The sequence below is a fragment of the Mycobacterium sp. genome, from assembly GCF_040398885.1.
Lineage (GTDB): Bacteria > Actinomycetota > Actinomycetes > Mycobacteriales > Mycobacteriaceae > Mycobacterium.
The window spans coordinates 1-11,926 of sequence record NZ_JBBATF010000005.1; the positions used below are offsets into that span (position 1 = coordinate 1).

13 protein-coding genes are annotated in these 11,926 nt (G+C 70.1%); 2 read left to right on the forward strand and 11 right to left on the reverse strand.

Features of this window, described 5'->3' with window-relative positions; genetic code table 11:
* Positions 1-61: 61 nt before the first annotated feature.
* The 4 genes from ADBZ5U_RS00980 to ADBZ5U_RS00995 all read right to left on the reverse strand — a co-directional run bounded on the left by ADBZ5U_RS00980 (position 62) and on the right by ADBZ5U_RS00995 (position 4,411).
* Positions 62-628, reverse strand: a complete 567-nt coding sequence (locus tag ADBZ5U_RS00980; RefSeq protein ID WP_526261437.1) for a hypothetical protein — start codon at positions 626-628, stop codon at positions 62-64.
* Between the two features lie 15 nt (positions 629-643).
* On the reverse strand, positions 644-2,128 hold the full coding sequence (locus ADBZ5U_RS00985) for a flavin-containing monooxygenase (RefSeq protein ID WP_526261439.1): 1,485 nt from the start codon (positions 2,126-2,128) through the stop codon (positions 644-646).
* A 9-nt stretch (positions 2,129-2,137) separates the two neighbouring features.
* Complete coding sequence (locus ADBZ5U_RS00990; RefSeq protein WP_526261441.1) at positions 2,138-3,529, reverse strand: hypothetical protein; 1,392 nt, start codon at positions 3,527-3,529, stop codon at positions 2,138-2,140.
* A gap of 99 nt (positions 3,530-3,628) precedes the next feature.
* Entirely contained in the window at positions 3,629-4,411 is a 783-nt protein-coding gene (locus ADBZ5U_RS00995; RefSeq protein WP_526261443.1) for an alpha/beta hydrolase, read from the reverse strand.
* A 41-nt stretch (positions 4,412-4,452) separates the two neighbouring features.
* On the opposite strand from ADBZ5U_RS00995, the gene ADBZ5U_RS01000 reads away from it, so the two are divergent.
* Positions 4,453-5,244, forward strand: coding sequence for an SDR family NAD(P)-dependent oxidoreductase (locus tag ADBZ5U_RS01000; RefSeq protein WP_526261445.1), 792 nt, complete (start codon positions 4,453-4,455; stop codon positions 5,242-5,244).
* 4 nt (positions 5,245-5,248) lie between these two features.
* On the opposite strand, the gene ADBZ5U_RS01005 is transcribed toward ADBZ5U_RS01000, so the two are convergent.
* The 3 genes from ADBZ5U_RS01005 to ADBZ5U_RS01015 all read right to left on the reverse strand — a co-directional run bounded on the left by ADBZ5U_RS01005 (position 5,249) and on the right by ADBZ5U_RS01015 (position 7,176).
* Positions 5,249-5,896 (reverse strand): nitroreductase family protein, encoded by a 648-nt coding sequence (locus tag ADBZ5U_RS01005; protein WP_526261478.1) that lies wholly within the window; start codon positions 5,894-5,896, stop codon positions 5,249-5,251.
* A 90-nt stretch (positions 5,897-5,986) separates the two neighbouring features.
* Positions 5,987-6,496 carry a DUF2505 family protein gene (locus ADBZ5U_RS01010; protein ID WP_526261447.1) on the reverse strand — a complete coding sequence of 170 codons (510 nt, stop codon included), beginning with the start codon at positions 6,494-6,496 and terminating at the stop codon, positions 5,987-5,989.
* A 2-nt stretch (positions 6,497-6,498) separates the two neighbouring features.
* A complete protein-coding gene (locus ADBZ5U_RS01015; RefSeq protein WP_526261449.1) occupies positions 6,499-7,176 on the reverse strand; it encodes a flavodoxin family protein in 678 nt (225 codons plus the stop codon).
* Between the two features lie 76 nt (positions 7,177-7,252).
* Here ADBZ5U_RS01015 and ADBZ5U_RS01020 point away from each other — a divergent pair, with 76 nt between their 5' ends.
* Positions 7,253-8,083 (forward strand): class I SAM-dependent methyltransferase, encoded by an 831-nt coding sequence (locus ADBZ5U_RS01020; RefSeq protein WP_526261451.1) that lies wholly within the window; start codon positions 7,253-7,255, stop codon positions 8,081-8,083.
* Positions 8,084-8,085: 2 nt separating this feature from the next.
* Here the strand turns inward: ADBZ5U_RS01020 and ADBZ5U_RS01025 are convergent, their stop codons facing one another.
* Genes ADBZ5U_RS01025 through ADBZ5U_RS01040 form a run of 4 tightly spaced genes read right to left on the reverse strand, consistent with a single transcriptional unit; the run spans position 8,086 to position 11,913 of the window.
* Positions 8,086-9,330, reverse strand: a complete 1,245-nt coding sequence (locus ADBZ5U_RS01025) for a phthiocerol/phthiodiolone dimycocerosyl transferase family protein (protein WP_526261453.1) — start codon at positions 9,328-9,330, stop codon at positions 8,086-8,088.
* 23 nt (positions 9,331-9,353) lie between these two features.
* Entirely contained in the window at positions 9,354-10,118 is a 765-nt protein-coding gene (locus ADBZ5U_RS01030) for an ABC transporter permease (protein ID WP_526261455.1), read from the reverse strand.
* Positions 10,115-10,927 carry an ABC transporter permease gene (locus ADBZ5U_RS01035; RefSeq protein WP_526261457.1) on the reverse strand — a complete coding sequence of 271 codons (813 nt, stop codon included), beginning with the start codon at positions 10,925-10,927 and terminating at the stop codon, positions 10,115-10,117. Before ADBZ5U_RS01035 ends, ADBZ5U_RS01030 begins: the two co-directional genes overlap by 4 nt.
* Positions 10,924-11,913 carry an efflux ABC transporter ATPase subunit, DrrA-related gene (locus tag ADBZ5U_RS01040; RefSeq protein WP_526261459.1) on the reverse strand — a complete coding sequence of 330 codons (990 nt, stop codon included), beginning with the start codon at positions 11,911-11,913 and terminating at the stop codon, positions 10,924-10,926. The genes ADBZ5U_RS01035 and ADBZ5U_RS01040 overlap by 4 nt, the downstream gene beginning before the upstream one ends.
* Positions 11,914-11,926 lie beyond the last annotated feature (13 nt).

Consider the following 11,926-nt stretch of genomic DNA (forward strand, 5'->3'; position numbering starts at 1 on the left):
ACCGGTTCGGTCTGTGCGACGAGGAGACCCTGGTGGAGGTTCAGGCAGAGCCGGGCTGCTCCTAGCGTCCCAGGACGGCGTTGACGGAGCAGCGGACCTCGTCGCGGTCCTTGGCCGGCATCCGGAACTTCGGGTTGTCCTTGGCGACGGCGGAAGCCTGCTGATAGACGTCGATGCACGGCTTGGGCACCGCACGATCGTTCGCGGCCTTGTTGACGTTCAGGCTCCAGACGGCGAGCAGCGGAGCCAACAGAGCCAGCAGCAGCGGAACACCCGCCGCGCGCGCGTACCCGCCGGCGCCGCCGGCGTACTCCCGGTCGGCGCGCCGCTGAGCCACCGCGTAGAAGATCAGTGCCAGGCCGGCGAGCAGGCTGGCCAGCATCAGCAGCAGCGAGATGGTGGCGGGCACCGACTTCGCGAAGAACCAGGTCGGGAATCGGGCGACGACGAAGATGTCGGCGATCAGGAACACCACGCCGGCCAGCAGCGCGAGCGCGGACAGCGGACTACGGCGCGGGAAACGGTGTGCGGCGGTGGACTTCTCGCTCCCGATCACCACCTGTTCGACCTCGACGTCCGCATCCAATTCCGCGGCAAGGCCCCTACCGAGATCTCCTGAGTTGGTCATGCAGCAAATCCTATCTCAGGCGATCGCGTAGTCCTGCAACGGGAACCGGTCCTGCTCCCTGACTGCGCTGCGGATCGAGGTGGGCCGGAACAGCGGCGCCTCGCCGGAACCGTTGAACCAGTAGGAGCGGGATCCGGCACAGCTGCCCAGCACGAAGACCGAGTCGCCGAGCAGACCGGTCATCCGATCCAGGAAGCGCGAGTTGGCTTCCTCGGTGACCTCGAATGTACTTGCGCCGCAACGCTGTAACTCACCGAAGAGCCGGTTCATGTGACGCATCTGGCACTCGACGGTGTCGAACCAGGACATGCCGACCCACGCGTATGGACTCGACAGGGACAGGAAATTCGGGAAGGCCGGGATCGAAAGCCCCTCGTAGGCCTGGAATCTGTTCTCCCGCCACCACTTCCCGAGATTACGGCCGCCCCTGCCGATGATCTCGATCGCCGGCAGGTTCGCGTTCCACACATCGAAGCCGGTTGCCAGCACCAAGGTGTCGATGACGCGCTTGGTGCCGTCTTTGCCCACCACCCCGTCGGACTCGATGCGCTCGATACCGGCCGTCTCCAGGTGCACGTTGGGTTGATTGAAGACGCGGTAGTAGGTGTTGGACAGGGTGGGCCGCTTGCAGCCGTACGAATAGTTCGGCTTCAGCGCGCGGCGGACTCCCCGGTCCCGGATCGAGACGAACCGGTGCACTGCCGCCACACCGCCCACCAGTCGGCTGACCGGCTTGAAATAGCGGTACTTCCACATCGCCAGCAGAACCAGGATGTCGGTGAAGTTGTCGGTGGAGCGTCGCAGCACCTGTTGCGATCTCGGCGCGCGGGCGAAGGTCCGCTGCACCGCGGGCGCGAAGCCGAAGTCCAACTTGGGCATCACCCAGATGGGGGTGCGCTGATAAACGGTCATCTCCCCGGCCACCTTGGCCAGTTCCGGGATGAGTTGCACGCCGGTAGACCCGGTCCCGATCACCGCTATCCGCCGGCCGTCCATCGAGTAGCTGTCGTCCCACCGTGCGGCATGCACCACCTTGCCGCCGAAGGTGTCCAGGCCGGGAATGTCGGGCATCCGGGGCTGGCACAGGTAACCCGTTGCGGCGATGAGGAATTGCGCCCGCAGCGTCTCACCGCCGGCCAGCGACACCACCCACAGTCCGGCGTCCTCGTCCCACCGGGCGCTGTCCACGGTGGTGTTCAGCCGCAGGTAGCGGCGCAGGTCGTACTTGTCGGCGACGTGCTCGGCGTACCGCTTCAGTTCCACCCCCGGGGCGTACAGCCGTGACCAGTACGGGTTGGGTTCGAACCAGTAGGAGTACGTGGTGGAGGGGACGTCGACGGTCAGACCGGGGTAATGGTTCACATGCCAGGTCCCGCCCAGGTCGTCTTCGCGGTCGACGATGGCGATGTTGTCGTAGCCGAGCCGGTTGAGCTGGATTGCGGCACCCATCCCGCCGAAACCGGCGCCGACGATGACCGCGTCGAGCTGATCGGTAGTCACACCGGAAGGCTAGTCGGCGGCCTGGGACCGGGCGTCCTTGCCGGCGGCCCGGGCCGACCGCTGCGCCCCCGGCCGCTGCTTGCCGGAATCCGGCGTATCGGCCGCCGCCTTGGGCGCCGGGGCGGCGACTGCGGCCGCCGCGCGGGCCTTCGCGCGGTTCTTGTCCAGCCCGGCCGGGGCGTCCGGAGCGTCCGGAGCGGCCGGTTCGACGTCGGCCTTGGCGGCCGGGGCGGTCGGTTTCGGCGTGTCCGGGGCGTCCGGGGCGTCCGGGGCGTCCGGGGTGGTCCGTTTCGCGTCGAGCGACGGCGCCGCGGCCGCGGCCGCGGCGGGAACCGGCGCGGCGGCTTCCGCCGGAGCCGGCGCCACCTCGGTGGCGGCAGCGCTGACCAGGGTCGCCGTCGGGGTGGCGGCGGCCGGCGGCGTCACCTCGTCGAGTCCGGGACCGCCCGGATTCGCCGGGTCGCAGTCCGGGCACAGCTGCCCGATGAACGGCGTGAACAACGGGGTGAGCGCGGTGTAGGGCCAGCCCTTGAGCAGGAAGCTCTTCGGCACGAACGGATAGAAGCCCAGCCTCGACGCCGCGCCGAACCGGCCCAGCGCGGCACCGACCTCGGCACCGGTGACCGGCTCGGGGGTGTTCAGGGCCGGGTCGGCGTTGAGGTAGTTGGCCACCGAGTTGAAGGGGTCGGCCGGGTTGAGCTTGACGTAGGCGCCCGACCACGGCAGTTCGGCCCCGGTCGAGCCCGGGATCTCCTCGCCGACGGCGCCTTCCTCCTCGCTGATCGGGTCGTAGATCGTCGGGAAGGTGTAGCCCGACGTCAGCTTGCCGATCGGCGCTTTGAACATGACGTTGAGGATCGCGCCGAGGTCCGCGCAGGTCGGGCCGACGTTGCCCGTGCAACCGGGATTGGTCGGCAGGTTCGCCCGCGCCCACCAGGACAGCTGGTCGCCGAGCGGCTGGGACAGCGCCTTGAAGGGAATCGCCAGGTTGACCAGCGCCGCGGCCTTGAGCGGATCGGCCGGGTCGAAGCCCAGCGCGTTGGTCGGCGTGTAGACCCACCAGCTGCCGGTCTGCTCGAGCGCGTAGGACAGGTCGTTGAGCCCGTCGACGAGGGCCCGCGGGATGCTGGCGACCGCGGTGACGATGTTCGCCGCGATGTTGGCCGCCGAGATGGCGTTCTGGTTCAGGGCGACGGCGGTGTAGGTCTGCGGGGCCCAGATGTCACAGCCGTCGGTGTGGTAGCCCGAGCACGGCTGCCCGGCCGCGGCCAGGCTCACGGCCGCCCGCACGACGCGGGTCTCGGCCTCCTGAAGGGGCGGCGCCAACTGGGCGGCGGTCACAGCGAGGGCGCCCGCAAGGGCCGCGCCCGTCGAGACGTAGGAACGCGCAACAGCAGGCATGAAGGGGGCCTCCCCGGGACTTTGGTGAACAGGCGTCAGCTGGGACTCTAACGAAATTTTCAGAATCCGGCAAACCGCGGCGCGCCCGTCCGGCGCGCTTCAGAGCCCGCGGCCGGCCAGCCACGAGTCGATCCGTTCGGCCACCGCCGGCCATCCCGGTTCGAGCATCATGTCGTGCCCCATTTCCGGGAAGAAGACCGGTTCGGTGCGGTACGCCCGAGCGGTGGACCTGACCTCCTGCGGGGTCACGGCCCCGTCCGCCAGCGCGCCGAGGACCAGCATCGGGGCCCGCACCAGGTGCGGTCTGGGCAGCCTGAGCAAACCGTCCAGGCCGGACCTGGCGCTCTCCTCCTGCAGCCGTGCGGCGTACCGGCGAACGAGCGCCTCGGGGGTGTGCGGGGAGAAGAACCGCTCCCGGGCCAACTCCGGGGTGTTCACGTACCGCAGCGACGCCCCGGTGGCGGTCAGCTTGGCGAAGTGCCACGGATGCCGCCGGGCCCACCGCAGCCCGGAACGCAGGTATCCCTGGGGTGGCATCGAGGCCATCAGCACGCCGGCCGGGGCGTCGCGGGATTCCAGGTACTTCTGGACGATGACCCCGCCCATCGAATGGCCGACCAGCACCGGCGGGGCGGGCAGGGTACGGGCCACCGAGGTGAGGTCCTCGACGTAGTCGGCGAACGACCAGTCCCGCGGGCGCCCGGTGGCCGGGCTGTTTCCGTGGCCGCGGAAGCTCAGCGCCAGGGCGCGGTAGCCGCGGTCGGCGAAGTAGCCCAGGAAATGCTCGTCCCAGCACCAAGCGCCGTGCCAGGCCCCGTGGACGAAGAGCAGCGGGACGGGATGCGACGCACCGGCAGATCCCCTGTCGACGACTTCAAGCATTGCCGGCAGCCTACGTGGCGGGGCATAGGATCGACCGCACTATGAGCCTTCCCCCGCCGGACCCGGACAGGCCCGTCGTCGTGACCGGCGCGTCCTCGGGTATCGGCGCCGAGATCGCCCGGGGCCTGGGCCGCCGCGGCTACCCGCTGCTGCTGGCGGCGCGGCGCGCGGACCGACTGCGCGACCTGGCCGCCGAACTGGCCGGCCGGTACGCCACGCACGCCGAGGTGCTGCCGTTGGACCTCGGCGACGGCGCCGCGCGCGGCGAGTTGATCGACCGGCTGTCCGGCGCGGCCCCGGCCGGCCTGGTCAACAGCGCGGGCTTCGGGACCAACGGCCTGTTCCAGGATCTCGATGCGGGGCGGGAGAGCGAGCAGGTGCGGGTCAACGCACTGGCCCTGATGGAACTGACCCGGGCCGTTCTGCCCGGGATGATCGCGCGGGGATCCGGTGCGGTGCTCAACATCGGGTCGATCGCCGGATTCCAGCCGCTGCCCGACGCGGCGGTCTACTCGGCCACCAAGGCATTCGTGCAGACCTTCTCCGAGGCGGTGCACGAGGGGCTGCACGGGACCGGGGTGTCCTGCACGGCGCTGTGCCCGGGCCCGGTGCACACCGAATGGTGGCAGGTCGCCGGAGCCGCCCGGTCCGGACTCGGCGCGGTGACGACGCCGGTGGGCGAGGTGGCCGAGGCCGCGATCGCGGGGATGCTGGAGGGCAGGCGGGTGGTCGTGCCGGGCCTGGCCCCCAAACTGATGGGCGCCGGCGGGCGGTTCGCCCCCCGGGCCCTCCTGCTCCCGGCCCTGCGCCGGGCCGCGGCGCGGCGGCCCTAGACCGTCAGCGGTCCAGCCAGGCGCGGTTGCCGTAGCGGTCGAGGTGGACCACCTCGTTGACCGGACGGCGGGTGGTCGGGCCGTAGCGGCCCCGCGGCCATCCCAGCGGCACGATGCAGCACGGCGTCACCGACGTCGGCAGACCCAGCGTCCGGCGCGCCGAGGCCAGGCTCCACAGCGGCAGGGTGATCAGCGAGGCCCCCAGTCCCATGCTGCGGGCCGCCAGCATCAGGTTCTGCACGCTCGGGTAGATCGACCCGAAGAACCCGGACTCCGCCGCGTGCGGCATCGGCAGGTAGGGCACCCGGCCCTCGCGGACGGTCAGCCGCAGGCACGCCACCACCAGGACCGGGATCTCGGTGAAGTGGTCGACCTGCCACTGCACCGCGCGCGCCGTCTTCGCCATCGACTCGTCGGTCTCGGCGACCGCGCGAACCACGCTGCGGTAGTAGATGTTCCAGGCCTGGCGGTAGCGCCGCGCGAGCTTGGCCTTCACCGCCGGATCCTTGACGACGACGAACTCCCAGTTCTGCCCGTTGGCGCCGGTCGGCGCGCGCAGCGACAACTCGATGCACCGCAGGACCAGGGCGTCGTCGACCGGGTCGGGGCGCACTCGCCGTACCGCCCGCTGGGTCATCATCGCCTCGACCATGGTCCGGTCCAGCCGCGCTAGGGCCTCCGCGGTGGTGGGCACCGGCCCGGACCCGTCGGCCAGTGTCGGCTCAGCCACGCTCAGCCACGCTCAGCCCCGCTCAGCATTGGCGAGAATCCATCTGGTCGTGAAGCCCTGCACGCCGGGGATCTCGTCGTGGATCTTCGAACTGATGAATCTCTCGATCTGACCGCCGATCAGCGGCACCTTCGCCTGCACGTTGCCGGCGAACCGAAGCACCGATCCCCCGGCGGTGGGCGACACGGTGGCGTCCGCGGCGCCGGAGATGGGCGCCCCCGAGGCGGTGATGACGACGTCTCCGTGCAGGGTGCCGCCGGCCAGCCGCCAGGTCTCCTTGCGGACCACCGTGAGGTCGCCCCGGACCGCCTTGGCGATCAGGCCGGGCAGCGCCTGGTTGCGCATGTCCTGGGTGGTGGCCACGTACAGCGAGGCGTCGTCGAGGACGAGGGAGTCCAGTCTGATGCTGCCGCTGCCGTATTCGGTGAGCCGGGCCTGCCAGTAGCCCGGGTCGCGGAACGCGGCGTGCACCTGCTCGACAGTGGCCGGGGAGGCGGTGGAGACGTCGAACGGCCGGGGCATCGCTACCTCTCCGGCAGCCGGTCGGCGAGTCCGGCCGCGAAGCGGCGGGCCTCGTCGAGCTGCGCCGCGCTGATGTTGGTGGCCGGAATCCGCATGCCCAGGTAGCGCTCGCGGTATTCCCCCGAGCCCAGGTAGCTCGTCAGCGACAGCATCGAGCGCACCTGGTCACCCGGATACCCGAAATGGATGCCGCCCTGGTACCGCCCGCCGGCCTTCTCGGCGAGCTTGCGGACGGCATTGAGGTTCTCCCGCCAGTAGCGGCGGCAGACCACGAAGACCGCGAACGGCGTGCCGTTCAGCAGCGGTCGGGCCTCGCCGGACTTCAGGAACGACCGCAACGGCATGCTGACGTCGCGCCACCATGTCGGCGAGCCGATGCAGACGAGGTCGTAGTCGCCGCGACGCACCTCGTCGGGCGTGCGGATTCCCCCGGTGGCCTTCCGCGTCTGGGCGGGCAGCATGCCGATGAAATCCCGCCACACGTGGGTCATCGGGAACCGCGAGAACCGGTCCGCGTAGCGCGGGTCGGTGAACTCGATCGGCGCGGTGTGCACCTCGAAACCGCGCTCCCGGAAGACCTCCCCCGCCGCGTCGAGCACCTTTCGGGCCTGACCCGTGTAGCTGTAGTACAGCAACAGAACCCGGCGCGGCCGGTCCGGCTTCCCGGCACCGTCGGTCACGGGCGGACCCCCTCTCGCGGGTGTGGACGTTCGGGGGATTTCGCGCGCCCCGGCGACTACGCATACTCTCACACGGGTGAGCGACAGAGTTGCCGTGAACCTCACCGGCCCGGCCAAGACGATGCTGTCGACGCTGTACCTCAAGGCCCTCGACGCCGACCTCGAGCGCCCGGTTCTGGCCGACCGGTACGCCAGGGAGGCGATCGCCCGTATCGACTTCGACTGGAGCGAACTGGACATCAGCGGCGCGTGGGCGCCGCTGTGCACGGTTCGCACCGCGCAGTACGACATCTGGGCGCGCCGGTTCCTGGCCCGGCACCCGCACTGCACGGTGGTGCACCTCGGCTGCGGGCTCGACCCGCGGGTGTTCCGGATCGACCCCGGGCCCGACGTCGAGTGGTACGACGTCGACTTCCCGGAGGTGATCGCCCTGCGCGAGCAGGTGTATCCGGCCCGGCCGCACTACCACCTCACGCCCACCTCCGCCACCGACCCGTCCTGGCTCGACGGCATTCCGGCGGACCGGCCGGTGCTCTTCCTGGCCGAGGGCATCAGCATGTACCTCACCGAGGACGAGGGCATCGCCCTGCTCAACCACGTCGTGGATCGCTTCCCGGCCGGCGAGATCCAGATCGACTTCTTCAACTGGCTCGCCATCAGGTCACAGCGGACCCAGACGCTGGTCCGCAATTCCGGGTCGACGCTGCACTGGGCCGTCAACTCCCCCCGCGAGGTGCTGAGCCGGGTCCCGGGACTTCGGCTCCGCGAATCGGCCACCTTCTTCGACGCCAGCACCTTCGCGCGGGTGACGGCCCGCTACCGGGCCGTCAAACGGGCGGCCCGGCTGGCGCCCGCGCTGCGCAAGGCGGCCCAGTACCACGTCTACGAATTCGGCGACCTCGGCTGAGATCAGCTCTGCCGGCCGGCGACCTCGCGCAGCAGGGATTCGATTGCCGCGGTGCGCGTTTCCGGTTCCGGGCCGTGCGAGTGGTACTCGATGGTCAGCCGGCCGGCGAAGATCTTGCCGGTGTAGATCTCGATACCGGAGCCGACGGCGAAGTACAGCTCGCCGTGGCTGCCCGTCAGGGTCATGTCGGGAGGCGTCGGCATGGGCGGGACGACTCCGTTGTCGGTGAACATCACCACGTCCGGCAGACCGGGCGGGTTGCCGACGTACTGCGGGCTGAAGTGCAGGAAGGACTGCTGGATCACACCCTCGGCGATGTCGTTCTTGAAGGTGTCGTTGATGTCGCGGGCCAACTCGACGATGTCGGTGTCGCGGCGGATCTCGGCGAGATAGGTCGCGATGCCCACCGGGTTGGTGCACTCGGTGGCCGAAACCGGAGGCGACAGCAGGTAGCGCAGATCCACCGGGTAGACGTAGGGAACCGGGATGGTCGGGGTGTCCCGGACCCGCCACTCCGCGGTCAGGACCACCGCCGACAACAGCGCGTTCAGGCCCAGCTTGTTGGCCCGGCAGAAGGCGATGATGCGCTCGGTCTCCGGCTCGCCGAGGGTGCACGAGACCATCGGAACAAGCTGTGGCACAGCCGGATCGGGGACGTCGTTGGCACGCCGCGACGGGGGCAGGTCGTAGGCGAACATCGCCCCGAGCATGCGCTCGAGTCCCGAGCGGTTCTTCTTCTCCACCCCGCGGTCGGCCAGGATCTTCTCCATCGGGTCCGGCGCGGGATGCACGGCGACCGGGCTGGTGCTGCCGGTGGTCACCAGACGGGTGTAGGTGGCGAACAGTTCCTCGATCAGGCTGAACTGGTGGTGGCCGTCGGCCAGGCTGTGGTGGATGTAGAACGTCGGCTGGGCCTGGCCGTCGCGGACGAGCACGCGCAGGTGTGCCAGCGCGGCGGTCTGGTCGAACAGCGGCGCCGGCGGCCGGGCGTCCGGACCGTCGAGTTCGACCACCTCGATGCCCGGGTGCAGCAGGTCGTCCAGGACGATCTCCCAGCGTCCGTCCGGGTCCTTCTCCAGGTGCCCGCCCAGCACCGGATGGGAGTGCAGCAACTGGTCGAAGGCGTCGGACAGGGCGTCGATGTCGACGGGCCCGTCGACGTGGGCGGCCAGACCGACGAAGTTCTGCGTCTCGGCGAACATCTCCTCGCTGCGGGCGAGCTTGCGGATCGCCGACGACGGAAACACGCTCTGCCTACCTCCCCCGGCGATCAGTCACGCCTGCTGGCCCTTCGGTATCCGGCCGCCAGCGGGATCGCGATGACGGCGGCTATTCCCGCGGACCATAGCAGCGTGCCCAGCACCGGCCGCAGCACGGGTCCGCCCATCGACAGCCCGCGCATCGCCTCGACGACGTAGCTGCACGGCTGATGTTCGGCGAAGGGCTGCAGCCATTTCGGGAACTGGTCCAGCGGCACGAAGCCGGTGCTGAAGAAGAACATCACCGCCGCGATCACCTCGGTGGCCTGCGGCACCAGGGTGTTCTGCGCGTACAGGGCGATGGTCATCACCACCGCCGAGAACGCGACGCCGAAGATCGCGGGCATGAACAGCCAGGCCACGGCCTGCGGGAAGCCCTGGGTGAAGCGGAATCCCAGCAGCAGTCCGACGCACAGCACCGCCGACGTGATCAGGACGATGCGGACACCCTCGGCGACGAGCCGCGACAGCAGGCCCGACGCGCGGTGCGACGGGACGACCCAGAACCGGGACAGCAGGCCGTCGTCACGCTCCCGCATGACGCCGACCGCGACGATGATGGCCCCGGACGTCGCACCGATCAGGGACACCAGCGGAACGCTGCCGTAGAGCGCGCTGTGTCCGGTCACCCGTTTGACGCCGTCGCCCAGAACGACGTTGAGCGCCACCAGGAAGAAGGCCGGGAACAGCAGCGACTGGGCCACCGTGGCGGCGTCGCTGCTCCACCGCCGCAGGATGCGTGCGGTCAGCAGGGAGGTCTCGCTGATCAGGCTCACGGGCGCCTCGCCACCCGCGCGTGCAGCCAGGTGAACACCACGATGATGCCGGCCACCCAGGCCAGCGCCGGGCCGATGACCGACCAGGTGACCGGCGGAGCGGCCGGGGTGGAATCGCCGGCCAGCGCGCGCAGCGCGTTCAGCCACTGCGACAGCGGTTGGTCGCGCACGAACGGCTGGATCCAGTTCGGGAACCGCTCGACCGGTTGCAGGCCGACCGAGGCCAGACCGAGGGTCACCTGCGGCACCAGCAGCAGCGGTGCGGTCGCCTCCGGGTTGCGGGTGGCCGCCCCGATGAAGTCGCCCATCAACGCCAGCGCGGCGCCGATCAGCAGCGTCAGTCCGATGAATCCGGCGGTGTGCCAGAGACTTCCGTGGAATCGGAAGCCGATGATGTGGCCGCACACCAGCGACACCACCAGTGCCACCACGCAGCGGTACATGCTCGCCGTCATCCGGGCGGACAACGGCGTCAGCCGGTTCATCGGCATGGCCCGGAAGCGCCGGTTGATGCCGGCCAGGGCGTCGATCGCCGACCGGAACGCCGCCGAGACCGCCGCGAAGAAGATGGCTTGCAGCACGATCAGCGGGGTCAGGTACTGGGCGTAACTGCTCATCGGCTGCACCGCGCCGAGGATGTTCTTCAGCGGCAGGTAGAACCCGACGGTGAAGACGATCGAACCGATGACCTGGGTGGCCAGCTCGCCGTTGGCCAGGGTCGGGGCGATCATCCGGGTGGTCAGCGTCCACCACTGCCCGCGGGTGGACGGCACCGGCCGGACCGCCGAGGGGATCGCGCCGGCCGTCATGCCGGGACCCCGGCGTCGACGGCGGCGTGCCGGCCGTCCTCCTGGCCGGTCAGGCTCAGGAATACCTCGTCCAGCGACGGCCGCCGCAGCGCGATGTCCAGCAACTCGATGTCGGCCGCGCCCACCAGGTTCAGCGCCGCGATCAAGGTGTTGGCGCCGTCCGGGGCGGGCATCGAGACGCGGTCGGAGGCCTCGGTCAGCGCCGCCCGGTTCTCCTCCGGCAGCAGCGAACCGAGCGCGGCTGCCACCGCCGGGACGTCCTTCATGTCGCGCGGGACGATTTCGCAGTACGTTCCGCCGGTGCGCTCCTTGAGCGAGTCCGCGGTGCCCTCGGCGATGATGGTCCCGCGGTCGATCACGATGATGCGGTCCGACAGCGAATCGGCCTCCTCCAGATACTGCGTGGTCAACAGGGTGGCGATGCCTTCGGACTTGAAGTCCGACACCAGATCCCAGATGGCCATTCGGCTGCGCGGATCCAGCCCGGTGGTGGGCTCGTCGAGGAACACCACCTCCGGTCGCACCACCAGGCCGCAGGCGATGTCGGTGCGCCGGCGCATGCCACCCGAGTAGTTCTTCACACTGCGGTCGGCGGCGTCGACGAGGTCGAAGCGTTCCAGCAGTTCGGCCGCCCGGGACCGGGCCTCGGCCTTTTTGAGCCCCTGCAGGCGGCCGAACATCACCAGGTTCTGCCGGCCGGTGAGCATGTCGTCGAGAGCCACATGCTGGCCGGTGAGCGTGATCGCCCGGCGCACGCCGCCGGGATCGGTGCGCACGTCGCAGCCGGCGACCACCGCCCGGCCGGAATCCGGCGTCGCCAGCGTGGAGAGGATGTCGACCGTGGTGGTCTTGCCGGCGCCGTTCGGGCCGAGCAGGCCGAGAACCTCCCCGCGGCCCATCTCGAAGCTGATCCCGCGCAGCGCGGACACGGATCCGAAGGACTTCCTGAGGTCGTCGACGACGACGGCTTTGTCTGTGGCGGACATGGTTCTATGCGGC